Source organism: Enterobacter sp. CM29 (genome assembly GCF_013179605.1).
Classification (GTDB): Bacteria; Pseudomonadota; Gammaproteobacteria; order Enterobacterales; family Enterobacteriaceae; genus Enterobacter; species Enterobacter intestinihominis.
Genome location: NZ_JABMCU010000023.1, coordinates 13,558 through 32,586, shown reverse-complemented (window position 1 = coordinate 32,586; position 19,029 = coordinate 13,558). Strand labels below are relative to the sequence as shown.

The window sequence follows — 19,029 nt, the reverse complement described above, 5'->3', positions numbered from 1 at the left end:
GATAAGAAAAGCGATGAATTTATCTTAAAGCAGAATCTTGACGCCCTGAAAAAGATAAAAAATGACGAGATGACGCGAATAACGCAGGACTTGGTTTCGATTCCGGCCACGCTGGTGCGCCTGAAATGGCAGAACCGTCGGGAAATTTATGCCTTGCAGGCCAAAGAGGAGATTTACGGCGCGGTGATGAACGCCATTATTGAGCTGCGCCCTGAGCTTAAAGAGAAGATCCTTGGGCGACTGGAGACGAACTATCAGTACCTGCTGGCACGCGAGACAGCCACCCTGCGCCTGACCCGAAAACTCTCGGAGGGCAACTATCGCACATCAAACGTCACCTGCGTGGCGCTCGATGAAGAGGCGTCAACAACATCTTCTAACTGCTGACAACGTGGTTCGCCCGGCGGCGCTAGCCTGAGATTGTAGGCCGGGTAAGGCGAAGCCGCCACCCGGCACGGAAGGCGGCTTCGCCTTCGTTTTACTTCGCGGCCGCTTTCTCTTCGCCGACCAGGCCAATCTTCAGGTATCCCGCCTGATGCAGCGTGTCCATTACCTTCATCATGGTTTCATAATCGACGGTTTTATCCGCGCGGAAGAAGACGGTGGTGTCTTTCTTGCCGCCGGTCAGCTGGTCCAGCGCCGGAATAACCGAGGCATCCGTCACCGGATCGTTGCCCAGGAACATGGACTTATCGGCCTTCACGGACAGGTAGACAGGCTTTTCCGGACGCGGCTGCGGCTGGCTGGAGGACGCTGGCAGATTCACCTTCACGTCCACCGTCGCCAGCGGCGCGGCAACCATAAAGATAATCAGCAGAACCAGCATGACGTCGATAAACGGCGTGACGTTGATCTCATGCATTTCACCGTTATCGTCCAGATTTTCATTAAGACGCATTGCCATACAATCAACCTACGCGCAGTTTGGACGCCGCATGCACCGGTTTAACGGCGCTGGCGTTCAGGTCCAGATCGCGGCTTTGCAGCAGCAGAACCTGCGCGGCAACGTCACCCAGTGTGGCTTTGTAACTGCCAATCATGCGCGCGAAGATGTTATAGATAACTACCGCAGGGATAGCGGCAACCAGACCGATAGCCGTTGCCAGCAGCGCTTCTGCGATACCCGGCGCGACGACCGCAAGGTTAGTGGTCTGCGTCTGGGCGATACCGATAAAGCTGTTCATGATGCCCCAGACGGTACCGAACAGGCCGACGAACGGGGAGATAGCGCCGATAGTCGCCAGGTAGCCGTTACCGCGGCCCATATGACGACCCACGGCCGCAACGCGACGCTCCAGACGGAAGCCGGTACGCTCTTTAATGCCTTCGTTATCTTCACTGCCTGCGGAGAGTTCCAGCTCGTTCTGCGCTTCGTTCACTAACAGGGTAGTCAGGCTTTTCGCATGGAAGGATGAGGTGATATCAGAAGCCTGATCCAGAGAGCGGGCTTCCGCCAGCTGCTTCTGCTCACGCTTGAGGCGGCGTTTTTGTGAAAGAAGTTCGGCGCTCTTGCTGAAGAAGATAGCCCAGGTGATCACGGACGCCAGAATCAGGCCGATCATCACAACCTTAACGACGATGTCAGCATGTTGATACATGCCCCAAACGGAGAGATCCGTCTGCATCAAATTATTACCCACTCTGTATCTCCAGGACGCAAATCACACAATCTGAACGTAATAATATCAAAACGTCGTCGAATTGATAGTAGTTCTCATTAGTATTTACATAGTGCCGTAATTTTCGCTCACTTTCCTTGCGCTTACGCAGTAAAAATTTCTTGTGCGAATATTTGATAATATTTTCTGCTTATTCGATAAGCATCCGGATGCACATTCTGACAATCGTGGTAGTCTGGACGTCCAGACGTATAAAAATAGGGTTAGCGAACATGACTAAAAAGCAGCTTGAGACCACGCTGGTGCAGGCAGGACGCAGTAAAAAATACACCCAGGGCTCGGTCAACAGCGTGATCCAGCGTGCCTCCTCGCTGGTGTTTGATACCGTCGAAGATAAAAAAATCGCCACGCGTAATCGCGCGAAGGGCGGGCTGTTTTACGGTCGCCGTGGCACGTTAACCCATTTCTCGTTGCAGGAAGCCATGTGCGAACTGGAGGGCGGCGCGGGCTGCGCGCTGTTCCCGTGCGGTGCGGCGGCGGTCGCCAATACCATTCTGGCGTTTGTGGAACAGGGTGACCACGTCCTGATGACCAATACCGCCTACGAGCCAAGCCAGGACTTCTGCACCAAAATACTCAGCAAGCTCGGCGTCACCACCAGCTGGTTCGATCCGCTGATTGGGGCCGGTATTGCCGGGCTTATTCAGCCCAACACGCGCGTTGTGTTCCTGGAATCTCCCGGCTCCATCACCATGGAAGTGCATGACGTCCCGGCCATCGTGAAGGCGGTGCGCAGCATAGCGCCGGAAGCGATCATCATGATCGACAACACCTGGGCGGCAGGTGTGCTGTTTAAAGCCCTGGAATTTGACATCGATATCTCCATTCAGGCGGCGACCAAATACCTGATTGGCCACTCAGACGGCATGATCGGTACGGCGGTATCTAATGCCCGCTGCTGGGAGCAATTGCGTGAAAACGTCTACCTGATGGGCCAGATGGTGGATGCCGATACCGCCTACATGACCAGCCGGGGCATCCGTACGCTCGGCGTGCGTCTGCGTCAGCATCACGAAAGCAGCCTGCAAATTGCTCAGTGGCTGGCGCTGCATCCGCAGGTGGAGCGCGTTAACCATCCGGCGCTGCCGGGCAGCAAGGGCCACGAATACTGGCAACGTGACTTTACGGGCAGCAGCGGGTTGTTCTCATTTGTTCTTAAGAAGCGCCTGAATGACGCCGAGCTGGCAAGCTATCTGGATAACTTTACCCTCTTCAGCATGGCCTATTCATGGGGTGGGTTTGAATCGTTGATCCTGCCCAATCAGCCGGAGCAGATTGCGGCCCTGCGCCCGGGCGGCGAGGTGGACTTCGAGGGGACCTTAATCCGCCTGCATATCGGGCTGGAAAATGTGGACGATTTAATTGCGGATTTATCGGCAGGATTTGAGCGCATCGTGTAAAGTGCTGGCTGACATGTACTCCCTGGACGCTATTCTGAACACCGCAAGCAGAAAAGTCTGTATGAGATGCGCCTGCGATCAACCCCGACAGGCAAAATTGGGAGTACAATAGCGTTATATCTGCTGTTCCACAGGAAAGTCCATGGCTGTTATTCAAAATATCATCACGGCGCTCTGGCAACACGATTTTGCCGCGCTGGCGGACCCACATGTCGTCGGGATTGTCTATTTCGTGATGTTCGCGACGCTGTTTCTGGAAAATGGATTACTGCCAGCCTCATTTTTACCCGGTGACAGCCTGCTCTTGCTCGCAGGGGCGTTAATCGGCAAGGGCGTGATGGACTTCGCACCGACAATGGTGATCCTCACCTCTGCGGCCAGTCTCGGCTGTTGGCTGAGCTACCTGCAAGGGCGCTGGCTTGGAAACACCCGCGTGGTGAAAGGCTGGCTGGCGCAACTGCCGCATAAATATCATCAGCGCGCGACCTGCATGTTTGACCGTCACGGCCTGCTGGCGTTGCTTGCCGGGCGTTTTCTGGCGTTCGTTCGCACCCTGTTGCCTACCATGGCGGGTATTTCAGGCCTCTCTAACCGCCGCTTCCAGTTCTTCAACTGGCTGAGCGCCCTGCTCTGGGTGGGCGTGGTTACCACGCTCGGCTACGCGCTGAATATGATCCCCTTTGTTAAGCGCCATGAAGACCAGGTGATGACCTTCCTGATGATCCTGCCGATTTTCCTGCTGGTTGCAGGGCTGGTGGGGACCATTGCGGTGGTGATCAAGAAAAAGTATTGCAGCGCATAAATAAAAGCCGGGTGGCGCTACCGCTTACCCGGCCTCCGTTTCCCCTCACGCTCCCTGCATGGTTCTGATACGTGACGCATCTTCCCCCGGCGTGACGCCGAAGTAACGCTTAAACTCCCGACTAAACTGCGACGCGCTTTCATACCCGACCCGCATCGCCGCGGCGCTGGCCTTCATGCCATCGTGGATCATCAGCATCCGCGCCTTATGCAGACGGTAGGTTTTGAGGTACTGCAACGGCGACGTGCTGGTGACGGATTTAAAGTTATGGTGAAACGCCGAGACGCTCATATTGGCTTCCGCCGCCAGCTGATCAACGCTGAGGTTTTCCGTGTACTGGCTCTCGATGCGCTTCAGCACGCGGCTAATCAGGCTGAAGTGCGTTTGCCGGCTTACCAGCGCCAGCAGCGCCCCGCCGCCCGGTCCCAGCAGCACATGGTAAAGAATTTCGCGGATAATCTGCTTTCCGAGAATACGCGCATCCAGAGGCCTTTCCATCACGTCTAACAGGCGTTCAATCGCGCAGAGAATTTCCTCCGATAAGGTCGCGGAGTTGATACCGCTTGCCGCCATCGACGGCCGGAAAAGTTCGTCCTCCCCAATCTCCATCAGTAACTCCTGCAACTGGAGAATGTCGACGTTGACGCGGATCCCGGCCAGCGGTACCTCCTCTGTCGCGAAAGTTTCACATTCGAAGGGTAAAGGTACAGTCAGAAGCAGATATTCATTGGTGTCGTAACGGAACACGCGCTCATTGATATAGCCAATCTTATGGCCAGAAAAGAGAAACACGATGCCGGGCTGATACATCACCGGGGTGCGCGTTCCGGGCTGGGTACCGTAGAGCAATCGGATATCCGGCAACAGCTCAGCCGAATCATTTCCGTTATCTATCAGTCTTTTAATCTGCGACGTTAGCTGGCGGCAGATGGCATCACGGTTCATTTTCAGTTACTCCGGGTACGGTTTCCGACGCTGACAGTGTGCGCATTTTCTTACCGTTTCTCCAGCGTGCTGTAGAAATGGGCAAGACATCGGCAGGAATGTGCATTGAGAGGATAGCGCCTGCCCGCCACAATGTGCAGCATCAGGTTGCCTTCTGCGCCACCACGATTTTTTACCCACTACAGGGAACAAGCCATGAACAACTTTAATCTTCACACCCCAACCCGCATTCTGTTTGGTAAAGACGCTATCGCTGACCTGCGCGCGCAAATCCCGACGGACGCCCGCGTCCTGATTACCTACGGCGGCGGCAGCGTGAAAAAAACCGGCGTACTGGATCAGGTTTACAGCGCTCTGGAAGGGCTGGACGTACGCGAGTTCGGCGGTATCGAGCCTAACCCGTCTTATGAAACGCTGATGAACGCGGTAAAAATCGCCCGTGAGGAGCAGATCACTTTCCTGCTGGCGGTGGGCGGCGGTTCCGTGCTGGACGGCACCAAATTCGTCGCGGCGGCAGCGCATTACGCTGACGGCATCGACCCGTGGCATATTCTGGAAACGGGCGGCAGCGACATCAGCAGTGCGATCCCGATGGGCTCCGTGCTGACGCTGCCGGCCACCGGCTCTGAGTCCAACAAAGGCGCGGTCATCTCCCGTAAAACCACCGGTGACAAGCAGGCCTTTATGAACGAACACGTTCAGCCCGTGTTCGCGATCCTCGATCCGGTTTACACCTATACCCTGCCTGCGCGTCAGGTGGCGAACGGCGTGGTCGACGCCTTTGTTCACACCGTTGAGCAGTACGTCACTTACCCGGTGAACGCCAAAATTCAGGATCGTTTCGCGGAAGGCATTCTGCTGACGCTGATTGAAGAAGGTCCGAAAGCGCTGAAAGAGCCTGAAAACTATGACGTGCGTGCTAACGTGATGTGGGCTGCAACACAGGCACTGAATGGCCTTATCGGTGCAGGCGTGCCACAGGACTGGGCGACCCATATGCTCGGTCACGAGCTGACGGCGATGCACGGCCTGGATCACGCCCAGACGCTGGCGGTGGTTCTGCCTGCGCTGTGGAATGAAAAACGTGACGCTAAACGCGCCAAACTGCTCCAGTACGCCGAACGCGTCTGGAACATCACCGAGGGTTCCGACGATGCGCGTATCGATGCCGCGATTGAAGCCACCCGTCACTTCTTTGAAAGCCTGGGCGTGCCAACGCGTCTCTCTGACTACGGCCTGGACGGCAGCTCCATCCCTGCCCTGCTGGCGAAGCTGGAAGCACACGGTATGACGCAGATCGGCGAGCATGGCGACATCACCCTGGACGTCAGCCGTCGCATTTACGAAGCGGCACGCTAAGCGTTTTTAGGATCCTGACTTTCGTTTTTTGACATTTCGTCCAGACTTAATGCACATCACATCGTCGGAGGTTCCCTCCGGCGATGAGCACCTGAAGGAGGAAAAATGGCAAACCAAACCGTAATCAAGCTACAGGACGGCAACGTGATGCCCCAGCTGGGGCTAGGTGTATGGAAAGCCGGTAACGACGAGGTCGTCTCCGCCATTCATAAAGCCCTGGAAGTCGGCTATCGGTCCATCGATACCGCCGCCGCCTATAAAAACGAGGACGGCGTGGGGACCGCGCTTGCCAGCGCTGGCATTCCCCGCGATGAGTTATTCATCACCACCAAGCTGTGGAACGACGATCAAAAGCGTCCCCGCGAAGCGTTGCAGGAGAGCCTGGAGAAACTCCAGCTCGATTTCGTCGATCTTTATCTCATGCACTGGCCGGTACCGGCTATCGACCATTACGTTGATGCCTGGAAAGGGATGATTGAGCTGCAAAAAGAGGGGCTGATTAAAAGCATCGGCGTCTGTAATTTCCAGGTTCATCACCTGCAACGCCTGATTGATGAAACGGGCGTCGCGCCGGTGATTAACCAGATTGAGCTACACCCGCTGATGCAGCAGCGCCAGCTTCATTCGTGGAACGCCACGCACAAGATCCAGACCGAATCCTGGAGCCCGCTGGCTCAGGGCGGCGAAGGGGTGTTTGACCAGAAAATCATTCGTGAACTGGCGGATAAGTACGGCAAAACCCCGGCGCAGATCGTCATTCGCTGGCATCTGGATAGCGGTCTGGTGGTGATCCCGAAATCGGTCACGCCATCGCGTATCGCCGAGAACTTCGACGTCTGGGATTTCCGCCTGGATAAAGACGAGCTGGGTGAGATTGCGAAGCTGGATCAGGGCAAGCGGCTTGGGCCGGACCCGGATCAGTTTGGCGGGTAGTTTCCCCTCACCCTAACCCTCTCCCACAGGGAGAGGGAATGCTTTCCACCCTCTCCCTGTGGGAGAGGGCCGGGGTGAGGGCATCATCGTTATCCGATCTTACGTTTTCCCGTTTTTTTCGTCCCCGAAGCCCCACCGTTCGAACGCTGATGCACAATTGGCGTGTGCTTGGTCAGCGCCGGGCGCGTATTGCGGTTCTGGCGGCGCGCTTCGCGCATCTCTTCCAGCGTTGGCGCTGGCACCAGGCAATCACGACGCGAGCCGATCAGGTGCTTTTTCCCCATCTCTTCCAGCGCCTGACGGATCAGCGGCCAGTTTTTCGGGTCGTGATAGCGCAGCAGCGCTTTGTGCAGACGGCGCTGTTTATCCCCTTTCGGCACCACCACGTCTTCACTCTTATAGCCAATCTTACTTAGCGGGTTTTTGCCGGTGTAATACATGGTCGTCGAGTTAGCGAGCGGCGACGGGTAGAAGTTCTGCACCTGATCCAGACGGAATCGACGCTGCTTCAGCCACAGCGCCAGGTTCACCATGTCTTCATCACGGGTGCCGGGGTGCGCGGAGATGAAGTATGGGATCAGATACTGCTCTTTCCCCGCCTGTTTTGAAAAGGTATCAAACAGCTGTTTAAAGCGGTCATAGCTGCCCATGCCCGGCTTCATCATTTTGGACAGCGGGCCCTCTTCGGTGTGCTCCGGGGCGATCTTCAGATAACCGCCAACGTGGTGCGTCGCCAGCTCTTTGATGTAGCGCGGATCTTCCACCGCAATGTCGTAACGCACGCCGGAGGCGATCAGGATCTTCTTGATGCCTTTCAGGTCACGGGCGCGACGGTAAAGGTTGATCGTCGGCTCGTGGTTGGTGTCCATATGCTCGCAAATGCTCGGATAGACGCAGGAGAGACGACGACAGGTCTGCTCAGCGCGCGGCGATTTGCAGCGCAGCATGTACATGTTAGCCGTTGGACCACCCAGATCGGAGATTACGCCGGTAAAGCCCGGGACCGTGTCGCGAATGGCTTCGATCTCGTTAACAATCGACTCTTCGGAACGGCTCTGAATAATACGACCTTCGTGTTCGGTGATCGAACAGAAGGAGCACCCGCCGAAGCAGCCGCGCATGATGTTGACCGAGAAGCGGATCATCTCGTACGCCGGAATACGGCTGTTGCCATATGACGGATGCGGCACACGCTTGTACGGCAGGGCAAAAACGCTGTCCATCTCTTCGGTAGAGAGCGGGATCGCCGGCGGGTTAACCCAGATATAACGCTCGCCGTGCTTTTGCATCAACGCGCGGGCACAGCCCGGGTTGGTTTCATGGTGCAGAATACGGGAGGCGTGTGCGTAGAGCACCTTGTCAGCTTTGACCTTCTCATATGACGGCAGCAGCACATAGGTCTTTTCCCACGGCTTCGGACGCGGCGGCTGCACCACCACGGCCTTTGCTTCCGCTTTCTTCGGCTCAACTGGTTTGTTATCCGCGCACGGCAGATCGTCACCGTACGGATGCGGGATAGGGTCGATTTTGCCCGGCATATCGATAATGCGGGAATCCACCCCGCTCCAGCCCGGCAGCGCCTCTTTCACCATGATCGCGGTGTTGCGCACGTCGCGGATCTCGCTGACCGCTTCACCCTGCGCCAGGCGATGCGCCACTTCCACCAGCGGACGCTCGCCGTTGCCGAAGATCAGCATGTCGGCTTTCGAATCCACCAGCACCGAACGGCGCACGGTGTCAGACCAGTAGTCGTAGTGCGCGGTGCGGCGCAGGCTCGCCTCGATGCCGCCCAGGATCACCGGCACGTCTTTCCATGCTTCTTTGCATCGCTGGGTGTAGACGAGGGTCGCGCGATCGGGACGTTTACCCGCCACGTTATCTGCCGTATAAGCGTCGTCATGACGCAGCTTACGGTCCGCGGTATAGCGGTTGATCATCGAGTCCATGTTGCCCGCGGTCACGCCAAAGAACAGGTTAGGTTTACCCAGACGCATAAAGTCGTCTTTGCTGTTCCAGTCAGGCTGAGAAATAATCCCCACGCGGAAACCCTGAGCTTCCAGCATACGGCCGCAGATCGCCATGCCAAAGCTCGGGTGATCGACATACGCATCACCCGTCACCAGAATGATATCGCAGCTGTCCCAGCCCAGTTGATCCATCTCTTCCCGGGACATCGGCAGGAACGGCGCCGGTCCAAAGCAGGCTGCCCAGTACTGGGGCCAGGAGAAGAGGTCGCGATCCGGCTGGATCAGGGAAATTGCGCTCATAATGCTTCCGAAGAAAAAATAGACAAAAGGAGCGGGATTATACGCTGGTTTATCGGGGGAAATGAAGGGGTATTTATTGCCCGGTGACGCTACGCTTACCGGGCCTACGGGCCTGTAGGTCGGGTAAGGCGAAGCCGCCACCCGACTCGTTTTACGGTGCCGGATTCACCAGCATCTGCCCTACCGACCCCCTGTCCATCATCTCCAGCGTCTGGCTGTGGAACAGGAACGGGAAGTGCGGCCATGACGGCTGTCCATAGTAGACGAGCAGTTCTACCTGCCCATCCACCCAGACGGTGTCTTTCCAGCCCCTGTCTTCCGGGAACGGCATCGCCCCGTTGACGTTGCGGATCAGGAATGACACCCCTTCAATATGGAACGACTGCGGCATCTCCGAGCGGACGGTCCAGCGCTCCCAGGTTCCCTGCTGGGCGGTGATATCAATACGGTTTACGTCCCACAGCGCGCCGTTGATGCCCGGATCGTCGCCAAGGCTGATATCGCGACTGCGTACTGCCGGGCCGGTCACAATTTCTTGCGGCAGCAGGCGCATCGGCAGACTGTCGGTCACCAGCGGCAACAGGCCGGTCGGGCGCAGCGTCAGCACCAGCGTGGAGACCAGAACGCTCGACGGTTCAAAGAAGCCGCGAATGCGGTCAACAATGCTTGCCGCTTCGCCGCAGGTCACGGACACTTCATCCCCGTTGGTCATATCCACGAGGATTTCACGACGTTCGCCCGGCGCAAGCGCCAGCTGTTTCACCGACACCGGCGCAGGTAATAACCCCTGATCGCCTGAAATCACATGCAGGGCGCGGCCGTCGCTCATTTGCAGCAGGTAGCGGCGCGAGTTAGAAGCATTCAACAGACGCAGGCGCACCCAGCCTCGAGACACTTCGACATACGGGCTTTGCGCGCCGTTAACCAGCAGCGTATCGCCTACAAAGCCACCGCTGCCCGGCTCGCTGTACTCCGGCGTACCGAAGTTATCCAGACGCTTGTCCTGAATAATGATCGGGAAATCATCAACACCGTAGTGATTCGGGATCGGCAGCGTTTTACTGACCTCATCTTCAATCAGCCACATCCCGGCCAGGCCGTTATAGACCTGCTGGGCGGTGCGGTTCGGGGTGTTGGCGTGATACCACAATGTCGCCGCGCTCTGACGAATCGGGAGGACGGGCGCCCAGTCGGCATTCGGCGACATCATGCGCGCCGCGCCGCCCATCAGCGGCCCCGGCACCTGCAACCCACTGACGGTCATTGCGACATTTTCCGTCGTCCGGTTACTGTAGATGAGCTTGACGTCATCCCCATTCCACACGCGAATGGTCGGCCCGAGGTAGCGTCCGTTAATGCCCCATACCTGCGCGCGCGTTCCCTGGGTAAAGGACCAGTGGCTACGCTGAAGCGTGAGGAATAGCGGCTGTCCGCGACGGGATTCAATCAACGGCGGAATAGGCAGCGGCTGTTGCTGCCCGGCGGCGCTGGCTGTCCGCGGCATCGCACCCGCACAAAGGGCGATACCCGAAGCCTGAATAAACTGACGCCGACTGAGTGACATATAAGCTCCATCTGAAACGACTAACAACGCGGGAATTCGTTTTCCCTTGAACGAAACCGGGTTAAATCTTACCGGCGGCTTCTCGCTCTGCAACTTCTTTATCGAGCTGTGCAATGTGCTGAGCCATCAGCTCGCGGCAGTGCGTGGCCAGCTCGCGCACCTGGTCTTTACCGTATTTGGAGGTATCCACCGGCGGTAGCATTTCGACAATGACCAGTCCGTTTTTCAGACGGTTAAGATTAATCTTATTCGATGTATTGGAAACGCACACGGGAATAATTGGAACGCCTGCCGCAATTGCAGCATGAAACGCGCCGGTCTTGAACGGCAGCAGGCCGCGACCGCGGCTGCGCGTCCCTTCCGGGAACATCCAGATTGAGATCCGGCGCTTTTTAAACTGATCCACCACTTCCGCAATGGTGCCATGCGCTTTCGCACGGTTGTTGCGGTCAATCAGCAAGTTACCGGTGAGCCAGTACAGTTGGCCGAAAAGCGGGATCCACAGCAGGCTCTTTTTCCCGACGGTTACGGTCGGCGGAATAACAATATTTGAGGCCGTCACCATATCGTAGTTGTTCTGATGGTTAGCGATATAGATGGCGTTACCGAAATTCTCCGCCCCTTCAGGCAGACGCTTTTCAACCTTCAGGCCGAACAATGGCGCAAGGCGACCAAACATGTGCCCGAACGTCGCGACATGTTTTGGGTTACGCGGGCTGAACAGGCAATAAATCGATCCGAAAATACAGACCAGAATGCAGTAAATAACGGTAAGAATAAGACGAACAATGTATAGCATAGCGACCTCTGAAGCCCTGACAGCTGACAATTATACTTCACCTGTGGCCAGGTAAGGACTTTATTACGAGCGCGTATTGTTAATCGCAACGCACGAATTAACAACGTTTTTACGGGAAATTTTATGGTAATCCCCCTCCGGAAAGAGGGGGGGATGAAACAGGTTACTCTTCGCTGTCGTCCGCTTTGCTGCGCGCCGGCGAGTCGATCTCCACGCGGTCGATGCGCTGCAGGCCACGCATCAGTGAGCCGCGACGTCCGCGCTCGCCAACCACCTTCTGCAACTCTTCCGGACGCAGTTTGATCTTACGTTTGCCGACATGAATGGTCAGCGTGCTCTGCGGCGGCAGCAGGAAGAGATGCGCCAGGCTATCTTCGCCTTTTGCCGCTTCCGCTGACGGGATACTGATGATCTTGTTGCCCTTCCCTTTCGACAGCTCCGGCAGATCGCTGACCGGGAACATCAGCATGCGTCCGGCAGCGGTGATCGCCAGCAGCATATCGCTTTCGTTCTCGATGATCAGCGGCGGCATGACGTGGGCGTTATCCGGCAGGCTGATCAGCGCTTTACCGGCGCGGTTACGCGATACCAGATCGTTAAAGGTGCAGATAAAGCCGTAGCCAGCATCAGACGCCATCAGCAGTTTTTGATTGTCGGCTTCCATCAGCATATGGTCAACCGTGGCGCCCGGCGGCAGCGTCAGCTTGCCGGTCAGCGGTTCGCCCTGCCCGCGCGCGGATGGCAGCGTGATCGGATCAATGGCGTAGCTGCGGCCCGTGGAGTCGATAAACGCCACCGGCTGGTTGCTCTTGCCCTTCACCGCCGCCTTGAAGCTGTCACCGGATTTGTAGCTCAGACCCGGCGCGTCGATATCGTGGCCTTTGGCGCTACGCACCCAGCCGCTCTGGGAAAGCACGATGGTCACCGGCTCGGACGGCAGCATGTCGTGCTCGTTCATCGCCTTCGCTTCTTCGCGCTCATGCAGCGGAGAACGACGGTCGTCGCCAAAGGCGTCGGCATCGGCCTGCAACTCTTTCTTCAGCAGGGTGTTCATCTTGCGCTCGGACGCCAGAATCGCCTGAAGCTGATCGCGCTCTTTTTCCAGCTCGTTCTGCTCCCCGCGGATCTTCATCTCTTCCAGCTTAGCGAGATGGCGTAGCTTCAGTTCGAGGATCGCTTCGGCCTGGGTTTCGCTGATGCCAAAGCGCGACATCAGGGCAGGCTTAGGTTCGTCCTCGGTACGAATGATCTCAATCACTTCGTCAATGTTGAGGAACGCCACCAGCAAACCTTCGAGGATATGCAGGCGCTTAAGCACTTTCTCCAGGCGATGGTTCAGACGGCGGCGCACCGTATCGCGGCGGAAGGCCAGCCATTCGGTGAGGATCTCCAGCAGGTTTTTCACCGCCGGGCGACCGTCCAGACCAATCATGTTCAGGTTGATGCGGTAGCTTTTTTCCAGATCGGTAGTGGCGAACAGGTGGTTCATCACCTGCTCCATATCCACGCGGTTAGAGCGCGGCACAATCACCAGACGGGTCGGGTTTTCGTGGTCCGATTCGTCACGCAGGTCGTCCACCATCGGCAGCTTTTTATTGCGCATCTGGGAGGCAATCTGCTCCAGCACCTTCGCGCCGGAGACCTGGTGCGGCAGCGCGGTGATCACCACGGCGCCATCCTCTTTGGTCCATACCGCGCGCATGCGCACGGAGCCGCGGCCGTTCTGGTAGATTTTACGGATTTCCGCACGCGAGGTGATGATCTCGGCTTCGGTCGGATAGTCCGGCCCCTGCACGATATCCAGCAGATCGTCCAGCGAGGTTTTTGGCTGCTCAATCAGGGTGATGGCGGCTTTCGCCACTTCACGCAGGTTGTGCGGCGGAATGTCCGTCGCCATGCCCACGGCGATACCGGTCGTGCCGTTCAGCAGGATGTTCGGCAGACGCGCAGGCAGCATTTTCGGCTCCTGCATCGTACCGTCGAAGTTTGGCACCCAGTCGACCGTACCCTGCCCCAGTTCGCCCAACAGCACTTCGGCATATTTAGACAGACGGGATTCGGTATAACGCATCGCCGCGAAGGATTTCGGATCGTCCGGCGCCCCCCAGTTCCCCTGGCCATCCACCAGCGGATAGCGGTAAGAGAACGGCTGGGCCATCAGCACCATCGCTTCATAGCAGGCGCTGTCACCGTGCGGATGGTATTTCCCCAGCACGTCACCAACGGTACGGGCGGATTTCTTGAACTTGGCGGTCGCATTCAGCCCCAGTTCGGACATCGCATAGACGATGCGGCGCTGAACGGGCTTCAGGCCATCCCCGATAAACGGCAACGCCCTGTCCATGATGACGTACATGGAGTAGTTCAGGTAGGCGTTTTCCGTGAATTCATGTAGCGCGAGGCGCTCTGCCATATCGCTCATTACGTGTGATTCCTCAACTCAGAAACCGATGGGTTTCAGGCAATATTGCCGCAGATACTACCTCATCTGGCGAGTTGAGTCACAAAGAAAAAGGGCCGCATAAGCGGCCCTTTCCGGGTTATTTGTTCAGCTTGATAACCTGCTTCACGTCGATTTCAAACTCGTTCCAGTCTTTATCGATTTTACCCTGGAGTTCGACTTTATCCTGTGGCGTCACCGTCACGCCGTTCCAGCGCTTGTGGTCGATCTCCACCACCACCGTGCCGCTTTCATCGCGGAAGGTGTAACGGTCATCGGACAGGCGCTCGGTAATATTACCGCGCAGCTTCACCCAGCTGTCGTCCTTCATATCTTTGACTTTAGCCGCGGTAGTGAGGTTGGCGTTATTATCGACAAAGCCACCCTGCTGGGTTTGCGTCTGGGTCTGTGTCGCAGATGGGCCAGAGAAGCCACCCTGTGCAGCAAAAACAGGGGCAGTGGTCATCATCATGATGGCAGCAATTGCAGCGTATTTTTTCATCTTAATCTCTCCCTTTAATGTCGTTTCACAATCCATTAAACAGGGTAAACCTTAACAACTTCTTAAGGGGAAAATTTATTTATTTTTACTGTACAGCAGGCGCTTGCAGAAGGTTTACTGACGGCATCAAGGAGGAAATATGCGCATTTTACTGGTAGAAGACGACAAGCTCATCGGCGATGGCATCAAAGCGGGCTTAAGCAAAATGGGCTTTAACGTGGACTGGTTTACCGACGGTAAAACCGGGCAGGCGGCCCTGTACACCGCGCCGTACGATGCCGTGGTGCTGGACCTGACGCTGCCGGAAATCGACGGGCTTGAGATCCTGCGCGCCTGGCGCGAAAGCGGTAAGAGCGAACCGGTGCTGATCCTCACCGCGCGGGATGCGCTGAATCAGCGCGTCGAAGGGTTACGCCTGGGGGCGGATGATTACCTGTGTAAGCCGTTCGCGCTGATTGAAGTGGCAGCCCGCCTCGAAGCGCTGGTGCGCCGCAGCCACGGGCAGGCGCGCAGCGAGCTGCGTCACGGCAAGGTCACGCTCGATCCGGCAAGTCTCGTCGCCACGCTGGAGGGCGAAACGCTGGTGCTCAAACCCAAAGAGTTCGCCCTGCTGGAACTGCTGATGCGCAACGCGGGCCGCGTGCTGCCGCGCAAGGCCATCGAAGAGAAACTCTACAACTGGGATGATGACGTCTCCAGCAACGCCGTCGAAGTCCACGTTCATCATTTACGCCGCAAGCTCGGCAGCGAATTTATCCGCACCGTGCACGGCATCGGTTATACCCTGGGTGACGCATGAAACTGACCCAACGCCTGAGCCTAAAGCTGCGCCTGACGCTCCTCTTTTTGCTGCTGTCCCTGGCGGCCTGGTTTGCCGCAAGCGTGGTGGCCTGGCACCAGACGACCGACAAGCTCGATAAGCTGTTCGATACCCAGCAGATGCTGTTTGCCAAACGGCTGCTGACGATGGACGTGGACGAACTCCGCGCCCCGGAACGCATGCGCGAGGTGCCGAAAAAAGCCAAACACGGCCATCTTGACGACGATGCGCTGGCCTTCGCAATCTTCACCGCAGACGGCAGCATGGTGCTTAACGACGGTGAGAACGGGCGCGACATACCTTATCACTACCGCCGGGACGGATTTGATGACGGTCGGTTGCAGGATGACAACGACGAATGGCGTTTCCTGTGGCTGACCTCCCCGGACGGGAAATACCGCGTGGTGGTTGGCCAGGAGTGGGAGTACCGACAAGATATGGCGCTGGACGTGGTCAGCTCGCAGTTGACGCCGTGGCTGGTGGCGCTGCCCGTAATGCTTCTGTTGCTGATTGTCCTGCTGAGCCGGGAACTGAAACCGCTGAAAAACCTGGCGCAGACCCTGCGTTCACGCTCGCCGGATGCGACCGATACGCTGCCCACCCACGGCGTGCCGACGGAGGTTCGCCCGCTGCTTGATGCGCTTAACCATCTTTTCGCCCGTACGCAGGAGATGATGGCCCGCGAGCGCCGCTTCACCTCGGATGCCGCTCATGAGTTGCGCAGCCCGCTTGCCGCGCTGAAGGTGCAAACCGACGTGGCGCAGCTTTCCCTTGACGATCCCGAGGCGCAGTCTAAAGCGCTGGGGCAATTGCATGCGGGCATCGACCGCGCCTCCCGGCTGGTGGATCAGCTTCTCACCCTGTCGCGCCTGGATTCACTGGATAATCTTGATGACGTCGAACCCGTGATGATGGCCGATTTGCTGCAATCCGCGGTGCTGGATATCTGGCATCCGGCGCAGCAGGCGGGCATTGATATTCGGCTCAACGTCAACGCGCCCGAGGTGATGCGTCACGGACAGCCGCTATTGCTGAGCCTGCTGGCGCGTAACCTGCTGGACAACGCCGTTCGTTACAGCCCGCGCGGCAGCGTGGTGGACGTGACGCTGAACACCCAAAGCTTTACCGTGCGCGACAACGGCCCGGGCATTTCAACCGATGCGCTGGCGCGTCTCGGCGAGCGCTTTTATCGTCCACCGGGCCAGGACGCCACCGGCAGCGGTCTGGGGTTGTCTATCGTGAAGCGCATCGCGGCGTTACACGGGATGCGCGTCTCGCTGGGCAATGCGCCTGAAGGGGGCTTTGAGGTGACCGTCAGCTGGTAGCCATTATTGCGCTGAGCGCAAAAGACTTTGCACATTTTGCTTATTTTTCCGCTCCGTCCTCGCGCGTAGAATACCTGGCATACTCTCAGCATCGAGGACAAATAATGAGCAACATTCTGATTATCAACGGCGCGAAAGAATTTGCGCACTCTAAAGGCCAGCTCAATGACACCCTGACCGAGGTCGCGGATGGTTTCCTGCGCGACGCCGGACATGATGTTAAGGTTGTGCGCGCGGACAGCGATTACGACGTGAAGGCCGAAGTGCAGAACTTCCTGTGGGCCGACGTGGTTATCTGGCAGATGCCGGGCTGGTGGATGGGCGCACCGTGGACCGTGAAAAAATACATGGACGATGTGTTTACCGAAGGTCACGGTTCGCTGTATGCCAGCGACGGCCGCACCCGCTCAGACGCGTCTAAAAAATACGGTTCCGGCGGCCTGTTGCAGGGCAAGAAATACATGCTCTCCCTGACCTGGAATGCCCCGCTTGAAGCGTTCACCGAGCAAGATCAGTTCTTTGAAGGCGTAGGCGTAGACGGCGCGTATCTGCCATTCCACAAGGCGAGTCAGTTCCTGGCTATGGAGCCGCTGCCGACCTTTATCGTCAATGACGTAATTAAAATGCCGGACGTCCCACGCTATATCGCAGAATATCGCAAGCATCTCGCGGAAATTTTTGCTTAACTGGTAGCCTGGAATTAGAAGGAGTTAATTATGCTTACCGTTATTGCTGAAATCCGTACGCGTCCTGGCCAACATCACCGCCAGGCGGTGCTGGATGAGTTCGCAAAGATCATCCCGACCGTACTGAAAGAAGAAGGCTGCCACGGCTACGCGCCAATGGTGGACGCCGCCACCAGCGCAAGCTTCCAGGCGACCGCGCCAGACTCGATCATCATGGTTGAGCAGTGGGAAACCGTCGCGCACCTTGAAGCGCATTTGCAGACCGCGCATATGAAAGCGTGGAGCGACGCGGTGAAAGGGGACGTTCTGGAAACCCATATTCGTATTCTGGAGCAAGGGGTTTAAGTTCTGTGAAATTTGCCGGGTGGCACTGCGTTTACCCGGCCTACAACTTCCCTCCCAGGCCCGGTAAGCGTTAACGCCACCGGGCTTTTTTTATCACCTTAACACTCAACTGCTATGCTTATTCTGACTTCATGTTAAACAGGAGGATGGAATGGGTCTTTTTAATTTCGTAAAAGAAGCAGGCGAAAAGCTGTGGGACAATCTGACCGATCATAAGGGTCAGAGCGATAAAATCACCGAGCACCTCAAGAAACTCAACATTCCCGGTTCCGATAAGGTTCAGGTTGACGTCACCGACGGCAAAGCCAGCGTGACGGGCGACGGGCTGACGCAGGAGCAGAAAGAAAAAATCCAGGTCGCCGTCGGCAACATCGCAGGCGTCAGCGAGGTGGAGAACAACATCACCGCGACAGATGCCAAAGATGAAGCTACTTACTATACGGTGAAATCCGGCGATACCCTGAGCGCGATCTCTAAAACCGTGTACGGCGATGCTAACCAGTACAACAAGATTTTTGAGGCTAACCGCCCTATGCTCTCCAGCCCCGATAAAATCTATCCCGGCCAGACGCTGCGTATTCCTAAAGCATAACGTCTAAAACAGTCGGTTCACGTCGCGCAGAGGAACAGAATGAAAATAGCTTGTCTTGGCTGGGGTTCGTTAATCTGGAAAAGCGGCGCGTTACCGGTAGCCGGTGAGTGGCAGACCGACGGGCCTTCTTTGCCCGTCGAGTTCTGTCGGGTCAGCGATGGCGGTGAACTGGCGACCGCCATCTGTATGAATGCCCCTGCCGTGCCGGTGCTTTGGGCATGGCTGGAGGCCACAACGTTGAGCGTGGCCTGCCGCGCTTTGCGTGAGCGCGAAGCCATTCCCGAGGATCGCTGCGATGGCATTGGCTCGCTGCTAATCACCGGACGCGACACGGGTATCCTGTCAACATGGGCCAGGGAGAAAGGTATTGAAGCGATCATCTGGACCGGGCTCCCGCCGAGAAGCGCGTCACAGGAAGGCAGGGTTCCTGCCGTGGACGAAGCCATCGCTTATCTCGACGGCCTCAGCGGAGAGACCCGCAGCCATGCGCGGGACTATATTTGCCGCGTGCCTGCCCAGCTTGATACGCCCTACCGGCGCGTCATTAAAGACGTGCTTGGATGGTAATCCC

At 57.1% G+C, this 19,029-nt stretch carries 19 protein-coding genes; 11 read left to right on the top strand and 8 right to left on the bottom strand.

Annotated elements, in window-relative coordinates; translation table 11 throughout:
* Positions 1 to 387, top strand: a 387-nt coding sequence (locus HP459_RS05135; protein WP_171935991.1) for a cytoplasmic protein, incomplete at its 5' end; no start/stop codon positions are given.
* 91 nt (positions 388 to 478) lie between these two features.
* On the opposite strand, the gene exbD is transcribed toward HP459_RS05135, so the two are convergent.
* Positions 479 to 904 (bottom strand): TonB system transport protein ExbD, encoded by a 426-nt coding sequence (exbD, locus tag HP459_RS05130; protein WP_023298601.1) that lies wholly within the window; start codon positions 902 to 904, stop codon positions 479 to 481.
* A 4-nt stretch (positions 905 to 908) separates the two neighbouring features.
* Positions 909 to 1,640, bottom strand: coding sequence for a tol-pal system-associated acyl-CoA thioesterase (gene exbB / locus HP459_RS05125; RefSeq protein ID WP_023298602.1), 732 nt, complete (start codon positions 1,638 to 1,640; stop codon positions 909 to 911).
* Between the two features lie 251 nt (positions 1,641 to 1,891).
* Here exbB and metC point away from each other — a divergent pair, with 251 nt between their 5' ends.
* Both metC and yghB read left to right on the top strand, forming a co-directional pair.
* Positions 1,892 to 3,079, top strand: coding sequence for a cystathionine beta-lyase (metC, locus tag HP459_RS05120; protein WP_171935990.1), 1,188 nt, complete (start codon positions 1,892 to 1,894; stop codon positions 3,077 to 3,079).
* Positions 3,080 to 3,221: 142 nt separating this feature from the next.
* The gene (gene yghB / locus HP459_RS05115) at positions 3,222 to 3,881 is read left to right on the top strand and encodes a DedA family general envelope maintenance protein YghB (protein ID WP_015571869.1); all 660 of its coding nucleotides are present in this window, start codon (positions 3,222 to 3,224) and stop codon (positions 3,879 to 3,881) included.
* A gap of 45 nt (positions 3,882 to 3,926) precedes the next feature.
* On the opposite strand, the gene HP459_RS05110 is transcribed toward yghB, so the two are convergent.
* Positions 3,927 to 4,826: an AraC family transcriptional regulator gene (locus HP459_RS05110; protein WP_017382749.1), complete on the bottom strand. Its 900-nt coding sequence runs from the start codon at positions 4,824 to 4,826 to the stop codon at positions 3,927 to 3,929.
* 195 nt (positions 4,827 to 5,021) lie between these two features.
* Between HP459_RS05110 and yqhD the strand changes: the two genes are divergently transcribed.
* Positions 5,022 to 6,185: an alcohol dehydrogenase gene (gene yqhD, locus HP459_RS05105; RefSeq protein WP_063841420.1), complete on the top strand. Its 1,164-nt coding sequence runs from the start codon at positions 5,022 to 5,024 to the stop codon at positions 6,183 to 6,185.
* 105 nt (positions 6,186 to 6,290) lie between these two features.
* On the top strand, positions 6,291 to 7,118 hold the full coding sequence (gene dkgA, locus HP459_RS05100) for a 2,5-didehydrogluconate reductase DkgA (protein WP_023306942.1): 828 nt from the start codon (positions 6,291 to 6,293) through the stop codon (positions 7,116 to 7,118).
* Between the two features lie 89 nt (positions 7,119 to 7,207).
* Here dkgA and HP459_RS05095 read toward each other — a convergent pair whose 3' ends face one another.
* The 5 genes from HP459_RS05095 to HP459_RS05075 form a co-directional block, all read right to left on the bottom strand.
* Positions 7,208 to 9,385, bottom strand: coding sequence for a YgiQ family radical SAM protein (locus HP459_RS05095; RefSeq protein WP_046618810.1), 2,178 nt, complete (start codon positions 9,383 to 9,385; stop codon positions 7,208 to 7,210).
* Positions 9,386 to 9,536: 151 nt separating this feature from the next.
* Positions 9,537 to 10,949, bottom strand: a complete 1,413-nt coding sequence (ftsP, locus tag HP459_RS05090) for a cell division protein FtsP (protein WP_023298607.1) — start codon at positions 10,947 to 10,949, stop codon at positions 9,537 to 9,539.
* A gap of 61 nt (positions 10,950 to 11,010) precedes the next feature.
* Positions 11,011 to 11,748: a 1-acylglycerol-3-phosphate O-acyltransferase gene (plsC, locus tag HP459_RS05085; protein ID WP_022649406.1), complete on the bottom strand. Its 738-nt coding sequence runs from the start codon at positions 11,746 to 11,748 to the stop codon at positions 11,011 to 11,013.
* Positions 11,749 to 11,911: 163 nt separating this feature from the next.
* Positions 11,912 to 14,170 (bottom strand): DNA topoisomerase IV subunit A, encoded by a 2,259-nt coding sequence (parC, locus tag HP459_RS05080; RefSeq protein ID WP_045622728.1) that lies wholly within the window; start codon positions 14,168 to 14,170, stop codon positions 11,912 to 11,914.
* A gap of 118 nt (positions 14,171 to 14,288) precedes the next feature.
* Positions 14,289 to 14,690, bottom strand: coding sequence for a YgiW/YdeI family stress tolerance OB fold protein (locus HP459_RS05075; protein WP_022649408.1), 402 nt, complete (start codon positions 14,688 to 14,690; stop codon positions 14,289 to 14,291).
* Positions 14,691 to 14,829: 139 nt separating this feature from the next.
* Between HP459_RS05075 and qseB the strand changes: the two genes are divergently transcribed.
* The 6 genes from qseB (at position 14,830) to HP459_RS05045 (ending at position 19,025) form a co-directional block, all read left to right on the top strand.
* Complete coding sequence (qseB, locus tag HP459_RS05070) at positions 14,830 to 15,489, top strand: quorum sensing response regulator transcription factor QseB (protein ID WP_022649409.1); 660 nt, start codon at positions 14,830 to 14,832, stop codon at positions 15,487 to 15,489.
* Positions 15,486 to 16,835, top strand: coding sequence for a quorum sensing histidine kinase QseC (gene qseC, locus HP459_RS05065; protein ID WP_126291775.1), 1,350 nt, complete (start codon positions 15,486 to 15,488; stop codon positions 16,833 to 16,835). The genes qseB and qseC overlap by 4 nt, the downstream gene beginning before the upstream one ends.
* A gap of 104 nt (positions 16,836 to 16,939) precedes the next feature.
* The gene (locus HP459_RS05060) at positions 16,940 to 17,521 is read left to right on the top strand and encodes an NAD(P)H-dependent oxidoreductase (protein WP_171935989.1); all 582 of its coding nucleotides are present in this window, start codon (positions 16,940 to 16,942) and stop codon (positions 17,519 to 17,521) included.
* 30 nt (positions 17,522 to 17,551) lie between these two features.
* Positions 17,552 to 17,866: a putative quinol monooxygenase gene (locus HP459_RS05055; protein WP_003862506.1), complete on the top strand. Its 315-nt coding sequence runs from the start codon at positions 17,552 to 17,554 to the stop codon at positions 17,864 to 17,866.
* Positions 17,867 to 18,017: 151 nt separating this feature from the next.
* On the top strand, positions 18,018 to 18,458 hold the full coding sequence (gene lysM / locus HP459_RS05050) for a peptidoglycan-binding protein LysM (protein ID WP_022649412.1): 441 nt from the start codon (positions 18,018 to 18,020) through the stop codon (positions 18,456 to 18,458).
* Between the two features lie 39 nt (positions 18,459 to 18,497).
* Positions 18,498 to 19,025: a hypothetical protein gene (locus HP459_RS05045; protein ID WP_048966582.1), complete on the top strand. Its 528-nt coding sequence runs from the start codon at positions 18,498 to 18,500 to the stop codon at positions 19,023 to 19,025.
* Positions 19,026 to 19,029 lie beyond the last annotated feature (4 nt).

What these genes read in the sequence shown, in the direction of transcription:
- exbD (WP_023298601.1), bottom strand. Translation starts at nt 904, where the DNA reads ATGGCAATGCGTCTTAATGAAAATCTGGACGATAACGGTGAAATGCAT.
- metC (WP_171935990.1), top strand. Translation starts at nt 1,892, where the DNA reads ATGACTAAAAAGCAGCTTGAGACCACGCTGGTGCAGGCAGGACGCAGT.
- yghB (WP_015571869.1), top strand. Translation starts at nt 3,222, where the DNA reads ATGGCTGTTATTCAAAATATCATCACGGCGCTCTGGCAACACGATTTT.
- HP459_RS05110 (WP_017382749.1), bottom strand. Translation starts at nt 4,826, where the DNA reads ATGAACCGTGATGCCATCTGCCGCCAGCTAACGTCGCAGATTAAAAGA.
- yqhD (WP_063841420.1), top strand. Translation starts at nt 5,022, where the DNA reads ATGAACAACTTTAATCTTCACACCCCAACCCGCATTCTGTTTGGTAAA.
- dkgA (WP_023306942.1), top strand. Translation starts at nt 6,291, where the DNA reads ATGGCAAACCAAACCGTAATCAAGCTACAGGACGGCAACGTGATGCCC.
- HP459_RS05095 (WP_046618810.1), bottom strand. Translation starts at nt 9,385, where the DNA reads ATGAGCGCAATTTCCCTGATCCAGCCGGATCGCGACCTCTTCTCCTGG.
- ftsP (WP_023298607.1), bottom strand. Translation starts at nt 10,949, where the DNA reads ATGTCACTCAGTCGGCGTCAGTTTATTCAGGCTTCGGGTATCGCCCTT.
- plsC (WP_022649406.1), bottom strand. Translation starts at nt 11,748, where the DNA reads ATGCTATACATTGTTCGTCTTATTCTTACCGTTATTTACTGCATTCTG.
- parC (WP_045622728.1), bottom strand. Translation starts at nt 14,170, where the DNA reads ATGAGCGATATGGCAGAGCGCCTCGCGCTACATGAATTCACGGAAAAC.
- HP459_RS05075 (WP_022649408.1), bottom strand. Translation starts at nt 14,690, where the DNA reads ATGAAAAAATACGCTGCAATTGCTGCCATCATGATGATGACCACTGCC.
- qseB (WP_022649409.1), top strand. Translation starts at nt 14,830, where the DNA reads ATGCGCATTTTACTGGTAGAAGACGACAAGCTCATCGGCGATGGCATC.
- qseC (WP_126291775.1), top strand. Translation starts at nt 15,486, where the DNA reads ATGAAACTGACCCAACGCCTGAGCCTAAAGCTGCGCCTGACGCTCCTC.
- HP459_RS05060 (WP_171935989.1), top strand. Translation starts at nt 16,940, where the DNA reads ATGAGCAACATTCTGATTATCAACGGCGCGAAAGAATTTGCGCACTCT.
- HP459_RS05055 (WP_003862506.1), top strand. Translation starts at nt 17,552, where the DNA reads ATGCTTACCGTTATTGCTGAAATCCGTACGCGTCCTGGCCAACATCAC.
- lysM (WP_022649412.1), top strand. Translation starts at nt 18,018, where the DNA reads ATGGGTCTTTTTAATTTCGTAAAAGAAGCAGGCGAAAAGCTGTGGGAC.
- HP459_RS05045 (WP_048966582.1), top strand. Translation starts at nt 18,498, where the DNA reads ATGAAAATAGCTTGTCTTGGCTGGGGTTCGTTAATCTGGAAAAGCGGC.